General features: G+C 25.9%; 26 protein-coding genes. 13 read left to right on the top strand and 13 right to left on the bottom strand.

The genetic code is table 11. From position 1 onward, the window contains the following. Window positions 1–440: 440 nt before the first annotated feature. From HMPREF1092_RS13630 to HMPREF1092_RS13610, 5 genes are all read right to left on the bottom strand, one after another. Window positions 441–791 carry a hypothetical protein gene (locus HMPREF1092_RS13630; protein ID WP_002599242.1) on the bottom strand — a complete coding sequence of 117 codons (351 nt, stop codon included), beginning with the start codon at window positions 789–791 and terminating at the stop codon, window positions 441–443. Window positions 792–942: 151 nt separating this feature from the next. Continuing rightward, on the bottom strand, window positions 943–1,581 hold the full coding sequence (locus HMPREF1092_RS13625) for an FMN-dependent NADH-azoreductase (RefSeq protein ID WP_002599241.1): 639 nt from the start codon (window positions 1,579–1,581) through the stop codon (window positions 943–945). A 124-nt stretch (window positions 1,582–1,705) separates the two neighbouring features. Next, the gene (locus HMPREF1092_RS13620) at window positions 1,706–1,888 is read right to left on the bottom strand and encodes a hypothetical protein (protein ID WP_002599240.1); all 183 of its coding nucleotides are present in this window, start codon (window positions 1,886–1,888) and stop codon (window positions 1,706–1,708) included. Between the two features lie 83 nt (window positions 1,889–1,971). Continuing rightward, window positions 1,972–3,435, bottom strand: a complete 1,464-nt coding sequence (locus tag HMPREF1092_RS13615; protein ID WP_423219195.1) for an aminotransferase-like domain-containing protein — start codon at window positions 3,433–3,435, stop codon at window positions 1,972–1,974. Between the two features lie 16 nt (window positions 3,436–3,451). After that, entirely contained in the window at window positions 3,452–4,351 is a 900-nt protein-coding gene (locus tag HMPREF1092_RS13610) for a D-alanine--D-alanine ligase (RefSeq protein WP_002599238.1), read from the bottom strand. A 330-nt stretch (window positions 4,352–4,681) separates the two neighbouring features. Between HMPREF1092_RS13610 and HMPREF1092_RS13605 the strand changes: the two genes are divergently transcribed. The 10 genes from HMPREF1092_RS13605 to HMPREF1092_RS13560 all read left to right on the top strand — a co-directional run bounded on the left by HMPREF1092_RS13605 (window position 4,682) and on the right by HMPREF1092_RS13560 (window position 14,459). Then, window positions 4,682–5,392 carry an MIP/aquaporin family protein gene (locus HMPREF1092_RS13605; protein WP_040413747.1) on the top strand — a complete coding sequence of 237 codons (711 nt, stop codon included), beginning with the start codon at window positions 4,682–4,684 and terminating at the stop codon, window positions 5,390–5,392. Window positions 5,393–5,434: 42 nt separating this feature from the next. Next, complete coding sequence (locus HMPREF1092_RS13600; protein ID WP_002599236.1) at window positions 5,435–5,995, top strand: glycerol-3-phosphate responsive antiterminator; 561 nt, start codon at window positions 5,435–5,437, stop codon at window positions 5,993–5,995. 23 nt (window positions 5,996–6,018) lie between these two features. Then, the gene (gene glpK, locus HMPREF1092_RS13595; protein ID WP_002599235.1) at window positions 6,019–7,518 is read left to right on the top strand and encodes a glycerol kinase GlpK; all 1,500 of its coding nucleotides are present in this window, start codon (window positions 6,019–6,021) and stop codon (window positions 7,516–7,518) included. A gap of 168 nt (window positions 7,519–7,686) precedes the next feature. Further along, window positions 7,687–9,117 carry an NAD(P)/FAD-dependent oxidoreductase gene (locus HMPREF1092_RS13590; protein ID WP_002599234.1) on the top strand — a complete coding sequence of 477 codons (1,431 nt, stop codon included), beginning with the start codon at window positions 7,687–7,689 and terminating at the stop codon, window positions 9,115–9,117. A 12-nt stretch (window positions 9,118–9,129) separates the two neighbouring features. Then, window positions 9,130–10,383 carry an NAD(P)/FAD-dependent oxidoreductase gene (locus tag HMPREF1092_RS13585; protein WP_002599233.1) on the top strand — a complete coding sequence of 418 codons (1,254 nt, stop codon included), beginning with the start codon at window positions 9,130–9,132 and terminating at the stop codon, window positions 10,381–10,383. 2 nt (window positions 10,384–10,385) lie between these two features. Next, complete coding sequence (locus HMPREF1092_RS13580) at window positions 10,386–10,733, top strand: DUF1667 domain-containing protein (RefSeq protein WP_002599232.1); 348 nt, start codon at window positions 10,386–10,388, stop codon at window positions 10,731–10,733. A gap of 750 nt (window positions 10,734–11,483) precedes the next feature. After that, window positions 11,484–12,128 (top strand): DUF4489 domain-containing protein, encoded by a 645-nt coding sequence (locus HMPREF1092_RS13575; protein ID WP_002599231.1) that lies wholly within the window; start codon window positions 11,484–11,486, stop codon window positions 12,126–12,128. A gap of 132 nt (window positions 12,129–12,260) precedes the next feature. After that, on the top strand, window positions 12,261–12,866 hold the full coding sequence (locus tag HMPREF1092_RS13570) for a DUF4489 domain-containing protein (protein WP_002599230.1): 606 nt from the start codon (window positions 12,261–12,263) through the stop codon (window positions 12,864–12,866). A gap of 260 nt (window positions 12,867–13,126) precedes the next feature. Next, window positions 13,127–13,663, top strand: coding sequence for a DUF4489 domain-containing protein (locus tag HMPREF1092_RS13565; RefSeq protein ID WP_002599229.1), 537 nt, complete (start codon window positions 13,127–13,129; stop codon window positions 13,661–13,663). A gap of 139 nt (window positions 13,664–13,802) precedes the next feature. After that, window positions 13,803–14,459: a hypothetical protein gene (locus tag HMPREF1092_RS13560; protein WP_002599228.1), complete on the top strand. Its 657-nt coding sequence runs from the start codon at window positions 13,803–13,805 to the stop codon at window positions 14,457–14,459. 41 nt (window positions 14,460–14,500) lie between these two features. Here the strand turns inward: HMPREF1092_RS13560 and HMPREF1092_RS13555 are convergent, their stop codons facing one another. The 4 genes from HMPREF1092_RS13555 to HMPREF1092_RS13540 form a co-directional block, all read right to left on the bottom strand. Beyond that, window positions 14,501–15,019, bottom strand: coding sequence for a GNAT family N-acetyltransferase (locus HMPREF1092_RS13555; RefSeq protein ID WP_002599227.1), 519 nt, complete (start codon window positions 15,017–15,019; stop codon window positions 14,501–14,503). 11 nt (window positions 15,020–15,030) lie between these two features. Beyond that, window positions 15,031–15,567 carry a GNAT family N-acetyltransferase gene (locus HMPREF1092_RS13550; protein ID WP_002599226.1) on the bottom strand — a complete coding sequence of 179 codons (537 nt, stop codon included), beginning with the start codon at window positions 15,565–15,567 and terminating at the stop codon, window positions 15,031–15,033. A 48-nt stretch (window positions 15,568–15,615) separates the two neighbouring features. Next, entirely contained in the window at window positions 15,616–16,119 is a 504-nt protein-coding gene (locus HMPREF1092_RS13545; RefSeq protein WP_002599225.1) for an AAA family ATPase, read from the bottom strand. Window positions 16,120–16,554: 435 nt separating this feature from the next. Beyond that, complete coding sequence (locus tag HMPREF1092_RS13540; protein ID WP_423219194.1) at window positions 16,555–17,370, bottom strand: helix-turn-helix transcriptional regulator; 816 nt, start codon at window positions 17,368–17,370, stop codon at window positions 16,555–16,557. Between the two features lie 223 nt (window positions 17,371–17,593). On the opposite strand from HMPREF1092_RS13540, the gene HMPREF1092_RS13535 reads away from it, so the two are divergent. Beyond that, window positions 17,594–18,325: an HAD hydrolase-like protein gene (locus HMPREF1092_RS13535; protein WP_002599223.1), complete on the top strand. Its 732-nt coding sequence runs from the start codon at window positions 17,594–17,596 to the stop codon at window positions 18,323–18,325. A gap of 43 nt (window positions 18,326–18,368) precedes the next feature. Here the strand turns inward: HMPREF1092_RS13535 and HMPREF1092_RS13530 are convergent, their stop codons facing one another. Continuing rightward, on the bottom strand, window positions 18,369–19,289 hold the full coding sequence (locus HMPREF1092_RS13530) for an SH3 domain-containing protein (RefSeq protein ID WP_002599222.1): 921 nt from the start codon (window positions 19,287–19,289) through the stop codon (window positions 18,369–18,371). A 211-nt stretch (window positions 19,290–19,500) separates the two neighbouring features. Between HMPREF1092_RS13530 and HMPREF1092_RS13525 the strand changes: the two genes are divergently transcribed. Next, window positions 19,501–20,262: an acyl-[acyl-carrier-protein] thioesterase gene (locus HMPREF1092_RS13525; RefSeq protein ID WP_002599221.1), complete on the top strand. Its 762-nt coding sequence runs from the start codon at window positions 19,501–19,503 to the stop codon at window positions 20,260–20,262. Window positions 20,263–20,363: 101 nt separating this feature from the next. Here the strand turns inward: HMPREF1092_RS13525 and HMPREF1092_RS13520 are convergent, their stop codons facing one another. Both HMPREF1092_RS13520 and HMPREF1092_RS17705 read right to left on the bottom strand, forming a co-directional pair. Beyond that, window positions 20,364–20,786, bottom strand: a complete 423-nt coding sequence (locus tag HMPREF1092_RS13520; protein WP_002599220.1) for an N-acetyltransferase — start codon at window positions 20,784–20,786, stop codon at window positions 20,364–20,366. A gap of 167 nt (window positions 20,787–20,953) precedes the next feature. Further along, window positions 20,954–21,076, bottom strand: coding sequence for a CPC_1213 family protein (locus HMPREF1092_RS17705; RefSeq protein ID WP_002599219.1), 123 nt, complete (start codon window positions 21,074–21,076; stop codon window positions 20,954–20,956). Window positions 21,077–21,354: 278 nt separating this feature from the next. Here HMPREF1092_RS17705 and HMPREF1092_RS13515 point away from each other — a divergent pair, with 278 nt between their 5' ends. Further along, window positions 21,355–23,754 (top strand): GxGYxYP domain-containing protein, encoded by a 2,400-nt coding sequence (locus HMPREF1092_RS13515; RefSeq protein WP_002599218.1) that lies wholly within the window; start codon window positions 21,355–21,357, stop codon window positions 23,752–23,754. Between the two features lie 45 nt (window positions 23,755–23,799). Here the strand turns inward: HMPREF1092_RS13515 and HMPREF1092_RS13510 are convergent, their stop codons facing one another. Then, on the bottom strand, window positions 23,800–24,810 hold the full coding sequence (locus tag HMPREF1092_RS13510; RefSeq protein WP_002599217.1) for a TDT family transporter: 1,011 nt from the start codon (window positions 24,808–24,810) through the stop codon (window positions 23,800–23,802). Window positions 24,811–25,095: the final 285 nt, after the last annotated feature.

The raw sequence follows: 25,095 nt of genomic DNA, 5'->3' as shown, positions 1-25,095 counted from the left end.
AGCTCTTAAAACTTACTTATAAAAGAATTGCTGGTTTAAGTTTGCTTATATATTATTCTGTTCAATTTTCAAAGACCATTTTTACTCATCGCTTTTGGCGATTTGTTTGTTTCAGAAGTCGTTTCCTCGCTTCCGACACGATTTATTATACTCATATTATTCGACACTTTTCATTTATCTATATGTATATAAACGAATTATTTTTATTTTTCTTTCATTTTCTCTTATTTTCTTTAAATTTAATATATTGATACACTAGGAAAAGTGTCTTTAAAAATATATTTAAATTTCTAATTTTAAAAAAGTTTTTAGCATATATAAAAGAGGATTTTAGGCTATATTTTAATCAAGCTAAAATCCTCCCGAAATATTTAAAGGACACAATAAAGAATCTAATCAATTTTAATATACCCATAAAATTTTAAAATAATAAATTTAAGTTATATTAAATTATGCTCCACTCTTCTAATTTTATTTATGTAATTTGTTATTCTCATTTTAAATCTTTCAATATGATTATTAGTATAGAAATTTATCAAATCATATGAAATAAAAATAGCATCTACTATTAAATATTGCAAATCTTTTAGATTTTCTTTATCTTTTTCATCTATATCTATCTCATCACTCTTTACTTTTAATTCTTCGAAAGCATTTTTAAACTTGTTTAGCTTCTCAGTAATTTTAATATCACTATTGTCTTGTATCTTTTTATCAAGTATGCCTTCTATATATTCTACATATTCCTTATTTAATTCTTTATAACTTACATAAACTTTATATAATTCCATTTCATCACCTTACTATTTTTTAGATTTTTATTTATTATTATAAAACTTTTAGTTATGAATTTGAATTATATTGTTAATTCTCTTTTAGACTATTTATATAAATTTATTTTACTTAGATTATTAAATTTCTAATATTATAAATACTATTTAATTACTTTCTAAAACTTTTTAATAAAGGTAAAATTTTTGCTATTGCTTTCTCTTCTGCCTCTCTTTTACTTTCAACTGTGAATCCAGTTCCATCTACTAATAATTCTTCAAACTTCTTAATACCTATAATATTCATTAAGTCCTCTACATATTTTATTCCTTGACTCATTTTATTTTTTAATATAATAGGTAAATGTCCTCCAGATGATTGAACATAAATCATTCTTCTTTCTTTATCACCCAATAGACCTTTTACTCCTTTTTCAGAAATATCAATAGTTTTTCCTTGTTGAATTATACAATCTAAATATTCTTTTAAAGGAGATGGAAAAGACATATTCCAAAGTGGAGCTGCTATTATATACACATCTGCACTTATGAACTGATTTACTAATTCATTAATTCTATCTACATTATCATTTTCTTCTTGTGTTAATGAATCTTTTCTTTGAACTATGCAGTTTCTACTTTCAAAATATCTTGCTTCTAATCTAGGTATTTTATTTTCATATAAATTCAATTCCTCTAATTTAGACTCAGGATGAAATTTCATTAACATATTAATTAACTCTCTAGATACTTTTCTACTTGATGATTCCTCTTCACTCTTTGAATTAGCTATTATATATAATATTTTCATAAACACACCTCTTCTCATTTTATAAATTTAGTATGCTTATTTTATATATAAAATAAACATAAATAATTCTTATTAAAATAAATAAAGAGCTTCCTTAAAATTAAGAAAGCTCTTTATTAGCCTATTATTTTGTTTCTTCTATTAATTTGTTTAGCTTATTTTCTAATAGCCATAATTTTTTTTGTTTTCTGTTAGTAGCTACTAATCTATTTTTATCTTTTTTATTTAATTCTATTAATCTTATATATTCTGCATCAGCAATTTTAACTGCTTCTTTTATTACCATTAATTCTTCATGAGTAAACATATTAATTTTGTTGTAAAATATGATATTTTACAACAAATTCACCTCCTGCACTAAAAAATATATTTTATTATAACATATAACTATTATTCTAATGCTATTTCATTTTCTCTTCTCATTTCGGTTATTGTTTCTCCTATTATTTTTATACCTTTTTCTATTTCTTCTAAATTCACTCTAGATAATCCTAATCTAAATGCATTATCAGATGCATTATCTATTGAAAATATATCTCCTGGCATAAATATAACTTTCTTTTTATAGCATCTTTCTAACAATTCTCTGCTGTTTATATTATCTAATCCTACATATATGTGAAGGCCACCCTCTCCCCACAATATTTTAGGATTAATATATTTTTTTATGCATTTTAAAGCAAACTTATATTTTTCCTTATATATCTTTTTTACTTTTTTTATATTCTTATCAAAATAACCTTCACTTAGATACTCATAAAGTATCCCTTGATCTAAAAAGGATGTATGAATATTTTTACACCTTTTAACACTTTGTAATAAATCAATTAAATTCTTTTCCCCAAGTATCCAACCTATTCTCATTCCTGGAAAAAGAATTTTAGAAAAACTTGATAAATATACTACACCACTCCCCCCAGTATCAAAAGATGCTATAGGAGATAGATGTGTACTATTATAAAGTAATTCTTCATTAAAACCATCTTCTATAATTGGAACATTACTTTCCTTAAACAACCTATACACTTCATGTCTTTTTTCCCCTTTCATGACGAGCCCTGTGGGATTATGATATGAAGGTATAAGATATCCAAATTTAACTTTTTCTAATTTGAGCTTTTCTTTTAGTTCTTCTAGACATAGTCCATCCTCATTCATACTAACTCCAATAATGTTTAATCCTTGAGCCTTCATTATTTTTATAGCTGTATTATGAGTTGGATTTTCACATATTATGCTATCTCCTGGTTTTGTAAACGCTGAAAGCATCATTTCTAATGCTTCAGTAAAACCATTTGTTATTAATATATCTTTTCCTTTTGTATCTATGCCTTTATTTTGCATATATTTTAATAAATAATCTATTAATGGTTTATATCCTTTTGCATATCCATAATTTAAAATTTTGTGTTCTTCCATTGATATTCTATTTAAAAATGATTTTTTAAAATCATCTATATTAAATAATTCTCCATCTGGTGATATGCTTTTAAAAGATATTATTCCTTTTTCCCATGGTATTTCACTTTTCACGATATCTAATTCATTTGCTAACCTACCATATTCATTTAATTTATCATTCCATGGGATATTCCATTTTTCTTCTTCATTAATTTCTATTGGAGTTACAAAGGTTCCTTTTCCCTTAATTGTATATATAACTCCTTCTGATTCTAGATTTTCATAGGCTGTTATTACCGAATTCCTACTAACTCCTAGAATACGTCCAAGTTCTCTAGTAGCTGGTAACTTTCCATTACCTGCTATTAGCTTATTGTCTATCATATTTTTTATATATTTCTCTATCTGTTTATATATTGGTTCTTCATTATTAAACTCTAAGCTAGAAAAAATCAAATCATTTCAACTCCTAATTAAGTGAATATCTGATTATATTATCTATCAACTCACTATATTCCATACCACTAGCTTTGGCACTTTTAGGAATAAGGCTTGATTTTGTCATTCCTGGTAAAGTATTGACTTCTAGTACGTATGGTTCTCCATCACTTACTATCATATCAATTCTTGAATAGCTCTTGCAACCTAATGCATTCCAAGTTTTTTCTGAAATTTTATTTATTTTTTCTTGAACAAAAGGATCAATTTTTATTACCTCTTCAACTGCTCCACCTTCTTCATATTTTGAAGCATAATCAAAAAACTTGCCTTTGTTTGCTTTTATTGAAATTGTAGGATAAACTTTCCCATTTAAAACAAAGCTCGCTATTTCTTCACCTTCTATAAACTTTTCTATTATTACTTCTTTATCACATTTAAGACCCTCTCTAACAGCATTTTCTACTTCACTTTCACTCTTAACAAAGAATGTTGCCACACTTGAGCCTCCGTTATTTGGCTTTATGAATACTGGATATGTCATTTTTTCAATCATATCATAATCTATTTCCTCAACTGATTTTACAACTATCCAATCTGCTGTATTTATTCCATGTCTTTTTATATATTTCTTAGTTAGTGCTTTATTCATACATATTGCACTTGTTTTTACATCACAACCACTGTAAGGTATACCCATTCCTTCTAATATAGATTGTACTGTTCCATCTTCTCCAAATTTTCCGTGAAGTGCAAGAAGTGCAAAATCTATATCTTTAGCCTTTTCTATTACATCACTTTCTTTATTTATTATTATTGGAACTATTTCCTTATATTTATCTTTATTTATATTTTTTAATATTTCTTCCCCTGATTTTAAAGAGATTTCTCTCTCTGTCGATATTCCTCCCATTAATACTCCAATTCTCATTTCTAATCACTTTCCTTTTTATTATTTTGACATGATTTATTATATGTTCGTAATATCTTTTTATAAAGAACCACTTCTTAATAAGTTTCTCTAATCAGTGGTTCTTAAAATAGAATTAGAAAATTTAACCTTTTGTATTGAAAACAATTACATAAACTGTTATAATTTTAAATGTAAATTATTTATATATTGATATATATTTAACTTGTGTAGAGATTATTTAGAGTTAAACACGAGGGAGTCTTTTTTTATTGCTCCATTTTGTTTAGCTCTTTTAATTTTTATAAACTATTTCTAAACAAAATTTAATATATCGGATGGTGAATGTTTATGGTAGAAAAATTTTTAGCAGAAATGATTGGAACAATGATTCTAATACTATTAGGAGATGGGGTTGTAGCCAATGTTTTACTAAAGAAAACTAAGGGGAATAATTCAGGTTTAATTGTTATTACTACAGGTTGGGCTTTTGCTGTTGCAATACCAGTATTTATATTTGCTTCTATAAGTGGTGCCCAATTTAATCCTGCTGTAACTATTTCTTTAGCTGTAATAGGAGACATGCCTTGGTCTGAAGTACCTTTTTATATAATTGCACAAGTTATAGGTGCATTTTTAGGTGCTGTTTTGGTATTCTTAACTTATTACAAGCATTTTGAAGAAACTGAAGATAAAGATTCAAAACTAGGAATTTTCTGCACAATGCCAGCTATAAGAGATTATAAGTGGAACTTTATAACAGAGTTTATAGGAACATTCATTTTAATGTTTGGAATTATGGGAATAGGAGCTTCTAAAATGGCTGCTGGTATTTCACCAATAGCTATAGGACTTTTAATTTGGGTAATTGGACTTTCATTAGGAGGTCCTACTGGATATGCAATTAATCCTGCTAGAGACTTTGGTCCTAGACTTGCTCATTTCTTACTTCCAATAAAAAATAAACGTGACTCTGATTGGGCTTATTCTTGGATTCCAATTATAGCTCCAATACTTGGAGGAATTGTAGGAACAGTTTTATTCACAGTAATATTTAAATAATTATAAAAACAATATATTCACAGTCTAAAGGAGGCTATTTTAATGATTAATTTTAGAAGAGTACTTGAAGAAAATCCAGTAGTAGCTGCTGTAAAAAATAATGACCAATTGGATAAGGCATTAGAAACTGATGTTAATGTAATTTTTGTTCTTTTCGGTAATATCTTAGATATTGTATCTATTTCAAAAAAAATATCTGCTCATAATAAAATAGGAATATTACACATTGATTTAGTGGATGGCTTAACAAATAGAGAAATAGCTTTGCAATATTTAAAAGAAAAAACAAGTTTTAATGGCATCATAAGTACAAAGCCTCAGACAATAAGATCAGCAAAAAAACTAGGACTTATAGCAATTCAGAGAGTATTTATTTTAGATAGCCTTTCTTTTCAAGGTATACAAAATCATTTAGTAGATGAATGTGATGCAGTTGAAATGCTACCTGGTCTATTATTTAAAATAATAGATCAACTTTCTAAAACTATAAATAAGCCACTAATTGTTGGTGGTTTAATATCTGATAAAGAAGATGTTATGAGTGCTCTAAAATCTGGAGCAACTTGTATATCTACAACAAAAGAAGCTATTTGGTACATGTAAAAAAATCTTATGAGGTGATTAATATGAAAAAATATGTAGTGGCATTAGATCAAGGTACAACAAGTTCAAGAGCAATAATATTTGATAATGAACAAAATATTCTTGGAGTTAGCCAAAAAGAGTTTAATCAAATTTATCCAAAAGAAGGTTGGGTAGAACATGATCCTATGGAAATTTGGGCAACCCAATATAGTGTTTTACAAGAAGTTATGGCAAAATCAAATATAACTCAAGAAAATATTGCAGCTATAGGTATAACAAATCAAAGAGAAACTACTATTGTTTGGGACAAAAATACTGGAGTACCTGTTTATAATGCAATTGTTTGGCAATGCAGAAGAACTGCTGATATTTGTGATAAATTAAAATCTGATGGATATGAAGAATATATAAAAGAAAATACTGGATTAGTTTTAGATGCTTATTTCTCAGGAACAAAAATTAAATGGATTCTTGACCATGTAGAAGGTGCTAGAGAAAAAGCTGAAAAAGGTGATTTATTATTCGGTACAGTTGACACATGGCTTGTTTGGAAACTTACTAATGGAAAAGTTCACGTAACAGATTATACTAATGCATCTAGAACTATGCTTTTTAATATAAAGACTTTACAATGGGATGATAAGCTACTTGAAATTTTAGATATTCCAAAACAAATGCTTCCGGAAGTTAAAGATTCTTCATGTATATATGGATATGCTAATTTAGGTTCTAAAGGTGGAATAAGAGTTCCTATTTCAGGTATTGCTGGAGACCAACAAGCTGCTTTATTTGGACAAGCTGCCTTTAACAAAGGAGATGTTAAAAATACTTATGGAACTGGATGTTTTCTATTAATGAATACTGGAGAAAATTTAGTTCAAAGTAAAAATGGTCTTTTAACAACTATTGCAATTGGATTAAATGGAAAAGTTCAATATGCACTAGAAGGATCTGTATTTGTAGGGGGAGCTGTTATTCAATGGCTTAGAGATGAACTAAGAATTATAAGTGATTCTAGTGACACTGCATATTTTGCTACAAAAGTTAAAGATAATGGGGGAGTTTATATAGTTCCTGCTTTTGTTGGACTTGGTGCACCTCATTGGGATATGTATGCACGTGGTACAATAGTTGGATTAACTCGTGGTGCTAATAGAAATCATTTAATAAGAGCAGCCCTTGAATCAATTGCCTATCAAACTAGAGATGTTTTAGAAGCTATGATTGATGATGTTGGATATGATATTAACTGTATTAAAGTAGATGGAGGCGCAAGCCAAAACTTATTCTTAATGCAATTCCAATCTGACCTTGTTGGTAAAAAAGTTATAAAACCTATAATAACTGAAACTACAGCACTTGGTGCAGCATATCTTGCTGGTTTAGCAGTTGGATATTGGAAAGATAAAGAAGAAATATCCAAACTTTGGTTTGCTAGTGAAGAATTTGAGCCAAAAGTTAATGAAGAAGACCGTAATAGATATTATAGTAAATGGAAAAAAGCAGTTGAAAGATCTAAAGATTGGGCTTTAGATGACTAATTTAAAAAATTTATGGAAATGTTTTCAGATATGTGTTATAATTAACGTAAGTTAATAAGAAAATTTTATTTTTGTGTAGAAGAGAAGATTAGAGCTAAACACAAGAAGGGCATTGTTATGTCTTTTTTGAGTTGGCTCTTTTTATTTTAATACGAAGGAGCGATATAAATGATTTATGATGTTGCAATTATTGGTTCAGGAATTATAGGAGGTTCAATTTTTAGAGAGCTTACTAAATATAATCTAAATGTAGTTACACTTGAAAAAGAAAATGATGTTGCTATGGGAACATCTAAAGCAAATTCGGCAATTGTTCACTCTGGATATGACCCAGAACCAGGTACATTAATGGCAAAATATAATGTTGAAGGAAATAAAATGTTTGATAAGCTTTGTAAAGATTTATCTGTTCCTTTTAAAAGAAATGGTTCACTTATTATAGGCTTTAATGAAGAAGATATGAAAGAATTAGATATTTTATATAAAAGAGGATTAGCTAACAAAGTTGAAGGAATAAAAATGCTAAATAAAGAAGAAGTCTTAGAGATGGAACCAAATATCAATCCTGATATTAAAGCAGCTCTATTCTGCCCTACTGGAGGAATAGTTGGAGCATATGAACTTACTATAGCTTTATCTGAAAATGCTATTGATAACGGCGGTGAATTAAGATTAAATTCTAAAGTAGTTAAAATAACTAAAGATAATCACTTTAAAATTACACTTGAAAATGGTGATATAGTAGAATCCAAATTTATAGTTAATGCTGCAGGAGTTCATGCTGATAGTATTCACAATTTAATCTGCAATGAGGCTTATAAAATTACTCCAAGAAAAGGTGAATACTTCCTTTTAGATAAAAGTCAAGGATCTTTAGTAGAAAAAACTATTTTTCAATGTCCATCTGAATTAGGAAAAGGAGTTCTAGTTACTCCTACTGTCCATGGAAATCTTTTAGTTGGTCCAAATGCTATTGATATAGATGATAAAGACTCAGTTTCTACTGAATCAGAAGGATTAAATAAAATTAGAGAAACTTCACTAAGAACTACTAATAAAATTAATTTTAGAGAAAATATAAGAAATTTTGCTGGGCTTCGTGCTGTAGCAGATAATCCTGATTTTATAGTTGAAGAAGCAAAAGATGTTAAAGGTTTCGTTGATGTTGCAGGTATTAAATCTCCTGGCCTAACATCTGCTCCAGCAATAGCAGTTGATGTTGTAAAAATGATGGGACAAGCAGGACTTAAATTAAATCCAAAAGATAATTTTAAGGAAACTAGAGAGCAAATACATTTCATTAACCTTTCTCAAAGTGAAAAAGCTGAATTAATTAAGAAGGATAATAGATATGGAAGAATTATTTGTAGATGCGAATATATAACTGAAGGTGAGATAGTAGATAGCATTAATAGAACACTTGGAGCTAGGACAATTGATGGTGTTAAAAGAAGATGTAGACCTGGATGTGGAAGATGTCAAGGTGGATTCTGTGGACCTAGAGTTCAAGAAATAATAGCTCGTGAAACTGGAATGAATATAGAAGATGTTCTTTTAGATAAAAACAATTCATATATAATCGTTGGAAAAACAAAGTAGGAGGTATCAGTTATGAAATATGATTTAATAGTTGTAGGTGGAGGTCCAGCTGGTTTAGCTGCTGCACATGAGGCTTATAAAAATGGTGTTAAAAATATATTAATTATCGAAAGAGATAAAGAACTTGGAGGTATATTAAACCAATGTATTCATAACGGATTTGGACTTCATACTTTTAAAGAAGAACTTACTGGCCCTGAATATGCTGGAAGATTTATAGATTTAGTTAAAGAAACTGAAATTGAAGTTATGCTAGATACTATGGTTTTAATGATTCAAAATAAAACTGTTCATGCAATAAATTCTGAAAAAGGATATATTACTCTTGAAGCTGAAGCAATTGTACTTGCTATGGGTTGCCGTGAAAGAACAAGAGGAGCTATAAGTATTCCTGGTGATAGACCTTCTGGAATATTTACTGCTGGTGCTGCTCAAAGATTTATAAATATGGAAGGATATATGGTTGGTAAAAAAGTACTTATTCTTGGATCTGGAGATATTGGACTTATAATGGCTAGAAGAATGACTCTTGAAGGAGCCAAAGTTAAAGCTGTTGTAGAACTTATGCCATACTCAAATGGATTAACAAGAAATATAGTTCAATGTTTAGAAGATTATAATATTCCATTATACCTTTCTCATACAGTTGTAGATGTTAAAGGAGATGGGAGACTCGAAAAGGTAACTATAGCTAGAGTAGATGAAAATAAAAATCCTATAAAAGGAACTGAAATAGATTTTGATGTAGATACATTATTACTTTCTGTTGGATTAATTCCTGAAAATGAACTTTCTAAAAGTACAGGTGTAGAATTAGATATGAGAACCAATGGACTTATAGTTTCAGAAAGTATGGAAACAAATAAAGAAGGTATATTTGCTTGCGGAAATGTTGTACATGTTCATGACTTAGTTGACTTTGTTACTGAAGAATCAAAAAATGCTGGTAAAAATGCAGCAAAATATATTCAAGGTAAAAAAAGATTAAATAAATTTGTAGAAATTAAAAATGGAGAAAATATAAGTTATACAGTACCTCAAAAATTTGAAATTGAATCTCTTGATGGAAACCTTGGAGTATTCATGAGAGTTCGTAATGTATTTAAAAATAAAGTTATAGTTGTTAGAGATTCAGAAGGTAATATAATTCAAAGCTTTAAAAAGCAACATGTTGCTCCTGCTGAAATGGAAAGAATATCAATCCTAAAAAATAACCTTATGAATGCAAAAGGTGCTTTAACAATTTCATTAGAGGATGGTGAATAATCATGGAAAAAGAATTAATTTGTATAGTTTGTCCTAGAGGATGTCATCTTACTGTAGATACAGAGAAAGAAACAGTAAAAGGAAATACATGTAAAAGAGGAGAAGTTTATGGATTAAATGAAGTTAAAAATCCAACAAGAATCGTTACCTCAACAGTTAAAATAGATAACTGTTCTAATATGGTTATACCAGTTAAAACAAATATCCCAATTCCTAAAGGAATGATATTTGATGTAATGAAGGAAATCAATTCTGTTTCTATTACACTTCCTATAAAAGTTGGAGATGTAATCATTAAAAATGTTTTAGGAACAGGATCTGATATAATATCAACTAAAACAGTAAACTAAACACTAAAAAACCTATAGATAAAACTATAGGTTTTTTTATTTTATTAAAAATTATAACTTAAAATTTAAATATGATTAATACTGAGTTATATTCAAAACATAACTCTATAAAATTTGTTTCTAACAAATTTTATTTTAAAGTATCATTTTAAAATATTTAAGTTATTACAATTCTATAGAAGCTAGAACACATTGAAATTTATAAATTAATAAAAAATTTTATAAAATATACTCTATAAACAATTATAAAAATAATATAACAATAAAAATAAAACCACTTATTATACACTCAATAAAACAGTAATCTCTGTTTTATTAAGATTATAACAAGTTTATTTAAACATAAATATATCTTCAATAATAAATAAAATTAAATTAAAAAAATTTTATTTATTAAGATAATATAATTTTAGAATTATATAAAAAATCTTTAAAATAATAAAGATTTTAAAGGTAAAGAAATAATTTTTTATTTTATAAATAATAAAAAACTTTTCGCCTAAAAAATACTATATTATTCAGACTATATTATTTATTCCCTATAATTCTTGATTTTATCTCTCTATATATTATCTAACATTAGTAAATTTATTAATATTTATATCTCATATCATAGAATAATAAAAAATTTTGTTGAATAAAAGCATTTATCATAGCACATTTTTTCTACTAATTTATACAATGTACTATAAGAAAAAAATTAAACTTTGTTGAACAAATGTATTTAGATTTATGGAGGATTTTATAAAAATGATAGAAGATAATAAAAATTATTTAGATGATTGTGAATGTAAAGAGCCAAAAAGAAAACATTGCTATGATAATGATTATGATTATGAATGTAGAAAGCCTGAAAAACATCACTGTCATGAAGACTATGATTGCGAATGTAGAAAACCTAGAAGAAATCATTGCTATGAAGAATGTTTTATAGTTAAAAAATCTTGTTCTTGCGCTCCAAAGCCAGGAAAAGCTTTATTAAGATGTGCTAGAGGAGCTGTTGGTCCATTACCTTTAATAGCTGCAAATGTTCTTTTGCCAAAAACTTATCCTGTAGGTAGTGTAACTATAGATACTAGAGAATTATGTAATCCTACAGTTCTTCTTAACTTCAACTTTTTAATAAATGTACCAGTTGGATTATTAACTACTTTAACTTTCTCAGTATTTAAATGCTGTGATGGATGCAGACAACCTGTAGGTGAATCATTTACTTTCTCTGAAGTTTTACCTGCTGGTCTTGCAAATAAATCATTCTCTTTCCAAATTTGCGATTGCTCAAATTGCTGTGGATGCGAAACTTATTCAGTTGAAGTAACAAGTGCTACTTTATTAGGTGCTGGTGTATCAATTGTTGCACAACTTTCAGCTCTTGCTGTTGAAAACTTTTGTTAAAAATAATCTCTAACTTTAGAGCTACCTAATATTTTAGATTATTAAATAAAAAAATTTTTACTAATTAATATAAATTGCTATAAAAATAAAAAATTTTATTTAACGAATGTATTTTAATTTATGGAGGAAAATATGAAAATGATAGAAGAAAATAAACATTATTTAAATGATTGTGATTGCGAATGTAAAGAAGTTGAAAGAAAACACTACTATGAAGATTATGATTGCGAATGCAGAAAACCTAGAAGAAAACATTGTTATGAAGAATGCTTTATAGTTAAGAAATCCTGTTCTTGTGCTCCAAAGCCAGGAAAAGCTTTATTAAAATGCTCTAGAGGAGCTGCTGGACCATTTCCATTAGTAGCTGCTGGTGTCCTTTTACCTCAAACTTATCCTTTAGGTAGTGTAACTATAGATACTAGAGAACTATGTAATCCTACAGTTCTTCTTAACTTCAACTTTTTAATAAATGTACCACTTGGATTATTAACTACTTTAACTTTTACAGTATTTAAATGCTGTGATGGATGTAAACAACCTGTAGGTGAATCATTTACATTCTCTGAAATTTTACCTGCTGGACTTGCAAATAAATCATTCTCATTCCAAATTTGCGATTGTTCAAATTGTTGTGGATGCCAAACTTATTCAGTTGAAGTAACAAATGCTACTTTATTAAGTGCTGGTGTTTCAATTTCTGGTCAAATTACAGCTCTTGCAGTTGAAAATATTTGTTAATTAATCATCTAATTGTATACTTTAAAATTATAAGTATTTTAAATTAATGATAGATATATAGTCTTTAAAATGAGTTATCGAATTAAATAATAATTTGATAACTTATTTTATTTATAAAATATTTTCTCTAAAGAATAAAAACTTTGTTTTCCTCTAAATCATATATCACATTTTCCATCCTTTTACATAAAATATATTATACTGAAAGATAAAAATTTGATTAACAAAAAACTATTTAAGTTTACGGAGGAATTTATAAAATGATACAAGAAAACCAAAACTGTTTAAGAGAATGCGAAAGCGAAAAAAAACAATGCTATGAAGAATGTTATGTAGTAAAAAAACCTTGCCCTTGTGGTCCAATGCCAGGAAAAGCTTTATTAAAATGTGCTAGAGGATCTGTTGGTCCATTACCTTTAATAGCTGCTGGTGTACTTTTACCAACATCTTACCCTGTAGGTAGTATTACTATAGATACTAGAGAATTATGTAATCCTACAGTTCTTCTTAACTTCAATTTTATAATAAATGTACCAGTTGGTTTATTAACTACTTTAACTTTTACAGTATTTAAATGTTGTAATGGATGTACTAATCCTGTAGGTGAATCATTTACATTCTCTGAAATTTTACCTGCTGGGCTAGCAACTACTTCATTCTCATTCCAAATCTGTGATTGCTCAAATTGTTGCGGATGTGAAACTTATACTGTTCAAATAACAAATGCTACTTTATTAGGTGCTGGTGTATCTGTTTCAGCTCAAATGACAGCTATTGCAGTTGAAAATATTTGCTAGTAATTTAAATTTTAGATAAAAAAGAGTGTTGATTTTTCGGCACTCCTTTTTTTATTTTATATATCTTTTTAATTATTTGTTATTTAATTTCTTTCTTTTGAATATATTTATAATAATTTATATTTTATAGGAGTTATATATGAACGCTAGAACTAAATCTACTGCTACTTGTGAGTATTTCGTAACATTAGGTAAACCTGGATCATTAGTTATTAAAGCTCCTGTAGTACTTGGGACAATTACTATAAAACTATCTAAAACTACAAATATTCCTTTTGATCCTTCTTATATTGATGTGTTAGAAAATATAAATAAATTGTCATTAAATCCATTAGATTTTGATGGAGACTCTACATTACTCATTAGTGGATTAATTAATAAAACATTAAAGTATACCACTATTACAAATTCTATAAAGTCACTAACTCTAAATATTCCTATTAATGAGTGTTTGGAAATAAAATTAAATCATTCACCTATTTTAGATACTATTGACTTTAAGTTTTACTATCACAAAAAACCTAATCCTATATCTTGCGAATTAAATCACATAAAAATTGAAAAAGATGTTATCAAAAAAGAAAAAAATGGTTTCTTTAATGAGTTTTCTATTCTTTTAAATGTTTCTTTAACTCAGATTCAAGATGTATTTATACCTGAACCAGAAGGCGAATTTATTGTATTAGATAAAAACTCTAATAAATTTAAAATAAATTCACCATCATCTCCTGAGTATATTGTTGGCTATAATCCAGAGAAAGGCCTTATAGCTGAAAATTTAACAGATAAAAAATAGTATGTAATTGATATTTCTACTCAGTACATACTATTTTTTTATTATATTAATTTTTCAAAAGCTATTCTCTTTTCTCCACATTCTAGCCCACTATTTAAATAAATTATTCCACAATATTTAAAACCTGATTTTTCTAAAAATCTTTGCATAGACAAATTTTCTTCATGAGTATCAATTTTTATACTATTTATATTTTTATTTAAACATAGCTTTTCTGCCTCTTTTAATATCTCTCTTGATATTCCTCTTCCTTTTAAATCATCTTTAATAGCAATCCTATGTATAACTGCATATTCACTATTAGTAAGCCATTTTCCTTCATAAATTTTATCATATGTAGATTCCCCTCTAAATGATATTGCTATAGTTCCAATAATAGTGTTTTCATTATCTAAAAGAATAAATGCCTCTCCATTTTTTATATCATTTAAAATAACCTCTTCATTTGGATATCCATTTTGCCATTGATTTATATTATTTTTCTTAAGATATTCCTTACTTGCATTTATAATATCCATTACATTTTTTATATCTTTTTTAGTTGTTTCTCTAAATATCATTTCTCTCTCCCCTAATTGTTACATTCTGAATACTTCATTATTTCATATTTAAGAAATTTATTAAATGTATCATATTCTTCTTTTAATAATTCTCTATTGAAGCTCATAATTTTTAAATTGTGTCCCTTATATATTTTTCTATAAGGTGGATGTATATGATTAAATTCTTGCATAACAAATCCTAATCTTTCGTAAAAATTAAGCCTTTTAATTGATACTTCATCTATTGGTGGATCTATCTCTAAAATAATAATTTTATTATCACTACAAAACTCTTTTAAAATCTTTGATCCATAGTTTTTACCTCTAAAATGTTTATTAATAGCTAAATGTTCAACATATTTATAGTTTTCAAATTCCCAATAAAGTATTATTCCAATTAAAATATTCTCTTCACAAACTACAGTACATTTATAATTATCATTTTTTAAAACTTCTACCTGATCATTCAAAGTCCTTTTTTCAAACTCTGGAAAACTATAATTATATATTTCCATTAATTTATCGAAATAAATATCTTTTTTTGAAGTTATTCTCTTAAAGTGCATATAAATCTATCTCCAATCTATTATTTATAATTAAACTATTATACTCTCTTAACTTATTACATCTTTTATTTTTAAGATAATTTCATTTATATTTTTATTAGTTGTATCAATTTTTATTGTATTCATTGACTGATATAATTCATATTTATCTAAACTTCTTTTTATATTCTCTTCATCTCTTATACCCAACTTTATATCTTTTGATATTCTTTCTAAAAGATTTTCTTTAGAACACATAAGCGTTATTTTATATATATCTAAATTAGTAGTATTTAGCTTTTTAATTATATCCTCCATTATTTCATCAGTATGTATAACCCAATTAAATATTATATATTTTGAATTTGAATTACTTATAAAATTATTCAATATAAATGTTATATTTTCTAATACCATTTTTTTATTTTCTTCTGTTACTTTAAATGGATTCATAATCCAACAATTATCTCCATCTAGCCAAAAAGATCCTTCGAGTTCTCTATATAACTTTTTGCTAATTGTTGTTTTTCTAACACCCATTACTCCATTTATAATTATCAACTTCTTTTTCATAATCCCTAACCTCAACTAAATAAAACTTCTACTTGATTTTTAGCTTTAAAAATACTTTTTATTAAATCTAAACATTGCCCTATAAAAATTTTACCATATAAAATATTCAATTTAATTCGTATATTTCAAATTTGTAAGCTTATTGAAAGATACTTCGATATGTAGTTTTGGTTTTTCTAAGTAAAATTAAATCATAGAAAACAAACAAAAGATATTTAGGAGGACTAAGAAATGAATAGAATTTTATTAATTTTAGAAGCAGTTTTAACAGGGGTATTTGGATACTACATAAATAGCGATAAAGTTTGCTAATTCTAAGCTTAACTTTAAGAATATGGAGGCTTAGAAATTGTATTATCGGATTATAAAATTAAATAAATTACGTATATAAAAAGACTTATGCAAAAATTCAAATAGCATAAGTCTTTTTTATATTTAAATTAGTTTTCTTATAAAGTTATAAACTTTTTCATCTTCTTCTCTTGATAGTTTTATATTTCCAAATTCATTTTCACTTACTGAAAAATTTAAAAACTCTTTTAATTTATGATTATACAAAGATCTATCTAGCTTTATTTTGCTAAATAATATCTTTTGAGCGCATGGTTTACTATTAGCATCAGATGGAAGCATAAGCATTGCTAATCCACATGTATATTTATTTTTATTTACATTAGGTTTAATCATAGTTATGTTAGTAATTCCATCTTCAGCACTTTGTAATGAAAAATAAATAAGTTTATCAGATGTATTATAATTTCCTTTAAAACATTTAACTATATCTCCGCCTCTTGATAAAATTTTAAAAGTAACATTATCATTTAATATTTCAATTATACCTTCGTGTATTCCACCTTCTCTGCCTATATTAGTCACTAAGAAATAAGTGTAGTATTTTTCTTCAAATAAATCTTCTTTAATATTTAAATTATTCTCTAAATTTTCTACATCTATAGCAGTTAAAGGAATACTTATAAGATTTTCTATTTTTATTTTATATATTTCACAAATATATATTAAAGTTTCTATAGAGGGAAAAGCTTCTCCACTCTTATATTTTGAAAGTAAATCTTCAGATACTCCTATCTTTCTAGCCAAATGTTTTTGTGTACCCTCTATTTGAATTAATTTTTTTAAATTATATATAAAAGTCTTAGATGTCTTTTGAAATATATCATTTTTCAAAGCCTTTATAGTATTTTTATCACAATTATCTTTTTCATTTCTTATATGTTCTAATTTATTTTCAATAGTCTTTTTTATTTCCTTTAATTCGCTAAGTTCTTTTCTCAAGGCTATACCTCCAAATTAATATATAAATAAATTACTTGAATAATATTCAAGTATATATTTTATAATTTTCAATTAGATTTTATATTTCTATATAGTTATTGTAATAAATCTAATATTATATTACCATAATATCAAAATTACTAAGATTTTATATTTTAAATGCTTTATGGGGGAACACTAAGTGAGTAAATCAAATACTTTTGATAAAAATAAAATTAAAGCTATATTATTTAATCCTGAAAGGGTATTAAACATTTCACCTACAGGGCATTGGTTTATAGCTCCAAATTTTTTTAAATACATTAATAAAAATAACTTTAATTCAAAGGAGAAATATCAAAGAAATTTATCTTTCCCAAAACGCATAGACCCCGAATTTAATGAATCTTTGATAATATATGAAAAAGAAAATTTTGAACAATTTAATTATTACTATAAAATACTACGAGAGAATTTTCCACAATTAGAAATAAAATTTGAAAAAATAGATTCTATTAATGTGGATTATGTGTATAACCATTATAAATTTTTTAATGACACTTTTAAATTATTTCCCGAATTGAGCAAGAATTATCACCCAAAATCAAACTCAAATAACTGTACATCATTAAAAAATATTTTTAAAAAGATTAGTTTTAAAAATTGTTTTAAAATATTAAATACTTCTTCGCAGAAAAATATAAATAATATAAATACTTTTCATATTTCTTCTATTGATGAATATAGTCTTTCTCCTAATGAAGCAATCTTTGTAGATGATAATATAAAAAATTGTGATGCTGCCAAAAAACTTGGTATAACTTCATTCCTATTATGTGAAGATTATAAATCATACATTTATAATAAAATTAAACATAGAGAATATAATATAATCAGAAGTTTATCAGATATTAAATCAATTTTGGCTAAATAAAAAGCATTCTTTAAATAGAATGCTTTTTATTTATTATGTTTTTTTAATTTTCTCTAACACATTCATTAATAGATGAATTTCCTAATCCACCACCATAAGTTATTACTTTATTTCCTGCTATTAAAACACGATCTGCTGGGAATTTATCATTGAATACTCTATTTGTAATTTTTTCGTTTTGAGGTAATACAACTAAGACTTGTAATTCACCAAATTTATTAACAGTAACATTTTCTAATTTATTATATTTTGAATCTCCAAAATATGAATTTACACTCATATTATAAATATAGTATTGAGGATTTTTGATAACTTTTCCCATAAATGAATATAACTTATCTGTCATTATTAATTTTTGTCCTTCATATGAATTATATTTTCCAACTTCACCTACAGTACTTCCTATTTGTTTACTAACTACCCAATTTCCAAAGTATTTTGAAATTATCGCATTATCATTTGGGTGAATATCATTTTGATTATCAGTAAAAGTTATATATTTCTTATTTATATATCCATAGAATTCACCATTTTGTTTAACTTTATAATAATCACCTTTTTCACCTAAAATAGTAACTTTAACTCCATTATTTATAACATATCTTGAGTTACCATTATCTGTTGGTACTATAAATTCTGGTTCACTATTTACAGCTATATTAGTTACATAGCCTATCTTTCCATTTACATTATTAACCTCTTCAATATTATTATTAATAGATTCAGCTCCTTCATCTTCTCTTACTTGCTTACTTAATTTTGTAATATCAGCTGCTTTAACATTAGAATTTGAACTAATGTTATTCACCTTAATATTTTTATTATCTAAATTTTCAATTTGTAAAGTTTTAATTTTATTTGCCGTTAAAGCTTTATTGTTAACTGCACTAGTAGTTGCATGAGCTGAAATTCCTCCTGCAATTACTAATGCAGCCACAATAGAAATTATTACCTTTGTTTTCATTTTAATGCCTCCCTAACAAAAAAATTACATATTTATTTATAATGTAAGAATATCACATAAATTTTATATAAAAGTTTAATTTTTGTTACAGAAACGTAAAATTTACATTTTATTCTAAAAAAAATTTTGAGATAATAAACTTAAAGTTTATAATATTATTTAAGAATTTAGTTAATATTTATAAATAAAAGTCTATAAAGGAGGAAAAATTTTGAACAATGCATTTAAAAAAGATTATAAAATAAATATTTATGATGTTGATGCTAGACATCAATGTAAATTTTCAACTCTAGCAAATTATTTATGGGATATAGTCATATCTCAATCTGATTCTTTAGGAGAAACTGAAGAAGGATTTGTACATAATAATTGTGTTTGGGTACTTTTAAAATACGATATAAATATATACGAATATCCTAAATTTAGAGATACTATAAGCGTTGATACTCGTGTTTTAGGTTACAAAAAATTCTATGGTTATAGAGGTTATACTATTAGAAACTCTGAAAATAAAGTTATAGCTGAAGCAACTTCTATTGCAATAATAATTGATATTGAAAAAAGACGTCCAATGAAAATAACTCCTGACCAATGTGAAGTATATGGCTTAGAACGTGAATTAGATGAGTGTCCACCATTAGATGATTTAATATCTTTAGAAAATGAAGAATATTCAAAAGACTATACTATAAGTTACAGTGATATTGATTCAAATAATCATGTTAATAACGTAAAATATATGGAAATGTCTATTGATACTTTACCTAAATATATTCTAAATGAATATGACCTATCTAATATTAAAGTCTTATTTAAAAAGGAAACTAATATTGGAAGTACAGTTCATGTATCTAGTGAAGTAAAAGAAGTTTCAGATGAAGAAGTAATTACACTTCATACTATTACAGATGAAAAACTTCTTACAAAATTACAATTTACATGGAAAAAAAATAAAACTCCAAATCTATTTTAATTGAAATTTTAAAATAAATGAAAAAGCAAAACTGTTTCAGAATGCTTTTTCATTTATTTATATCTAAAAAGTTCTATATAAATCTAAGTTAAATTCTAAATTTATATACTCATTATATATTCTATAGCTCCAGTCTCTTCATCTCTTTGCTCTTTAATTATTTTAAAGCCTTTAGAAATATAAAATTCAACAGCATTTTTATTTTCTTTATAAACAGCTAAGCTTAATTTATTGTACTCTTTAACTACATAATTTATTAGTTCACTTCCTACACCCAAGCCTTGACAATTAATATCTACAAATAAAGCTCCTATAAATTCATTATTTATTACACTTATAAAACCTTTTATTTTATTTTCTATTTCATATATAAAAGTCTCAGACATAGGTATATATGTATTTTTAACTACATCATAATTATTTTTCCAGTATTCTTTACTAATAAAGTCATGTGCTTTAATCGTACTATCTTTCCATATTTTCATAACTTTTTCTATATCTTCATTTCTCAATTTTCTTATCATAATATTATCCCCTTTTAATATATCATTCTTAAGTTATTATAATTTTCCTATATTATATCATTTAAAATATAATTTAAGTTTTACACCCTCATTTTAATTCATAAAAAATAATTATATTTATTATAAAGAGTAAAAGGTATGTATAAAAAATACATACCTTTTACTCTTTAAGAGAATTTAGTCATATCTCTTTCAGTTCCATTTGACTTAGGTTCACCTGAAAGTGATTTTGCGCTTTCTACCTGTGGGTTATGATTTATGTGTTTCTTTTTAAATTTTTTCTTAGCCATAAATATCACCTCAAGAATAGTTTGTACAATTTATCTTTTATATATACTTTATAAATTAAAAAATGCATTTTTAAAATTTTCATAAAAGTACATTTTTTAATTATTATTTATTTTCTTATGATTTAGGAATCATAGCACTAATATACTGAATTCCTAATCTATAATATTGCATTATTAATTTTATAACTGCATCATAAGTAATCTAAAATATATGAATAAACCTCATCTCTATAGCCAAACTAAAATATATTTAAATTTGATAAAAGGAGTAAATTCTAATGAAAAAATATATAAAATCTTTTTTACTTATTTCATTAACAATTATATGTTTGCTAGGATTTTCACTTCCTACGTTTGCATATGATGATGTAAGATTAGTTCTAGATTCTGCTTCTACAGATAAGCTAAATAAACATTTCCGTAAAAGTACAGATACTGTTGACCTTAGCAAAAATCCTAATCTGAATTTAACCGGACTTAATGAATTGAACATTTCAGGTAGTTCTCAATTTACTGAAAGTACACTTTCATTAATTAAAGATTCAATAGGAAAAAAATATAATATTATTGATATTGATTTAAGAGAAGAATCGCATGGATTTGTAAATGGAATGGCTATAAGTTGGAAAAATAAATTAAATAATGCAAATGCCGGTTTGAATTTACAAGAAATTATATGTGATGAAAATCAGAAATTACAATCAATAAAGCTTGATGAACCTTTAAATTATTATGCTCATAAAAATATTCAAAAACAAGTTATTCCTAAAAAAGTTGAAAATGAATGTAAGTTAGTAAATAATAAAGGAATTTCTTATGTTAGAATTCCAGTAACTGATGGTGGATTGCCCTCTGATGAAATGGTTAATTCCTTTGTTAATTTTGTTAAATATCAGCCTAAAAATAGTTGGCTTCATTTTCATTGTAAAGCTGGTATAGGAAGAACAACTACATTTATGATAATGTATGATATTATGAAAAATTGTAAAAAAGTTCCCTTAGATGATATTATTACTCGTCAAGTTATACTATCCAAAATAAGTAAACCTAATGCTCAATATTTTTTTAATAAAAGACGTCATGATTTCTTAAGTAATTTTTATAATAAATGTAAATCAGATGAATTCAAAGTGGCTTCTAATAATGTTTTATCTGATACTATAAAAACTAAAAATTCATATATAAAAAATCCAATAGTTCCAAAAAATTTATGCGTAATATCAGAAAATGATATGACTAAAGAAGAAAGAACAATGATATCTACTCTTCAAGGATTAATATCAAATAAATCTAGCACACAAATTTATATACTTCCTTCAAATGATCCAGATTATTATATATGGCTTAAAGATTTGAAAAATAACTATAAAGTTAAATATAAAAAATTTAAAAATCCATGGGAGATCTTAAATCAGTTTGGCAATTATGCAAATGGATATGTTTTATATAATCAGAAAAATATTCATTCTATTAATAACGCGTGTTCTCTTGCTTCTCTAAAGAACTCTATAGCTATTGATGAAACTTTAGAAAGCAAGGTTAAAGACTATGGCATAAAAACTTTAATTGGCGATTGTAGAAATACAGATAAAAAGTGGGGATATAATAATTTATGGAATTCAGGTCTTAATCATTCTATTGTTATAGAACTTTCTCCTGAAAAATCTGCTTCATTAAGAGATTACGCAATAATGTCTAAATCACTTATTTTTTATGAAGATGATGTAAAAGATGATACATTAAGAAAAAAGATTTTTTCTTCAATGGACAAAAATTCTCATTGTTTAGGATGGGGACCTGATGAGCATACAAACGTATCAATAGCTTCTAAATATGGAGTTGATGTAATCGCATCTGATTGGTCTTATAATTTATCTGTTCTTAGTGCATTTCCCTCTAATCCACAAAAACAAAAAACAAATAATTATATAGATGAAGATGGGGTTCATTATGTAACATTTATTATGTCTGATGGAGATAACCAACAATGGCTACTTGGAAGTAATTATAGTAATAAAAAATGGTTTGGCTCTGCTCATAGAGGATATTTTAATTTAGGTTGGTCTTTAAGTCCATCATTATATTATTTAGCTCCTACTGTTTTTAATAGATATTATGAAAATGCTAGTTCATTAAAATACTCAGATTATTTTTTAGTTCCTCCCTCTGGAAATGGATATATGTTCCCAAGCAAATTTCCTAGAAATAATTTAGATAGTTATACTAAAATTCTAAATAATTATATGGAAAACTGTGACCAAAATTATGTTTTAATTCTTGATGATGAATCTTTAGATGATGTTAGTCTATGGGATAAATATACTAAACATAGTAATATAGATGGTTTATTTTATCTAAACTATAATCTAAATAATGCTTACCAAGGAAAAACTGTATGGTCAAATAATAAACCTGTTGTATCATGTCGTGATTTGTTGTGGGGTGGATTAGAAGATGAAAGTACCTTAGTTGAAAACATAAATGATAGAGTAAATAAAGGTTTTACAAACAAAAATGATATAAACTCATATACTTTTGTTTATATTCATGTATGGAGTAATACAATGAATAATGTTAAAAATGTTATTGATAAATTAAATGATAATCCTAAAGTTAGAGTTGTTACTCCTGATAATTTTATGGATTTAATAAGTAAAAATGTAAAACATAATAATTAATAAAAATAAAGTGCCTATTATAAAATATAGGCACTTTTATTTTAATTAACAAACCTCTTCTTTTATTGATTCGTTTATATATTCTATATCTTTTTCTATTTTTGTTTCTAATCTTGGATCTATTGCTTTTATAAATAACTTTAAGAAATTTATTAGCACAAATAATACTACATAAGTTGCAATAAAAATTTCTACATTTCCTAAGAAAGTGAATAAAGATGCTAATTTCATTTCTCCCATTCTGCTAAAGTAAGCTCCTAATTTAAAACCTGATAATGTTGCTATTGCTAATGGGAATGTAAATGCAGCATATGTTGGTTTAAATCCTAATTTAAATAATTTATATATATAACTATAAACAACTGGTAATAATATTAATCCTGTTATTATAAGCCACCATAACATTATTTTATTTGGATTTGTGTATAAAGTTAACATTCCAACTACTCCAAGTGGAGCTGGTGAACATATTATACCTACAGTTGGTATTCTGTGATCTTCCATCTTTTCACTTCTAAATACTATATATAAAACCATTGGTAATAATGCTGTGTAGAAAATAAATCCAAACATAAGCATAAATTTAGCTATTGGTTCAACTCCAACTATTCCTTTACTTGCTACAGTTCCTGTTATCATCCCTGTATAAACTATAAATGCTGTAGGAACTATATTTTTGAAATTTCTTTCCTTTATTCTTAAATAAGTGTATAAAACTACTATAAAGTAATGCCATACTACTCCAGCTAACCATAAAGTAGTACAAACTCTTGGAAGTACAGGATAAAAGTAATTTGCTACTAGCCAAGTTACCATTCCTATTGTTGGGAAAAATGTACCTAAAACTGGATCTTTCATTTCACTATAAAATTTTCTTGGATTTTTTATAAATTTTCCAACCATTAATATTAACATACCTACTGCTAAGGCTATTGCTATTGGTTTTACGAAATATATACCTTTTATTGCTAAACTATTGCTAAGTGTTATAAATGCTAAGCACGTACCACTTATTGCTATAGGATAATTCTCTAATTTATCAAAATATTTCATCATACTACGCACCTTCTTTTAATTTTCTGCTCATCTTTATCTACTCGTATTCTAATAAAATATAAATTCAAATTTATTTTTTATAATCTGTAATCTCTATTACAATTTTATTATAAGGCACATTTAAGTATAGGTAAAATATTATTATTTTATATTTTTAATAGGTAATAACCTATTAAATTTTATTTATAAAAAAGCACCGTCTTCCATCCAAGAAAGACAGTGCTTTTTATAAAAATTCATTAAAACAAAAGAGTGTTGTGAAAGCGACTATCTTTAATATTAAAA

Source organism: Clostridium thermobutyricum (assembly GCF_000371465.1).
Taxonomy (GTDB): Bacteria; Bacillota; Clostridia; order Clostridiales; family Clostridiaceae; genus Clostridium; species Clostridium thermobutyricum.
Note: the sequence above shows the minus strand (reverse complement) of the source record. Positions and strands in the feature narration are given on the sequence as shown.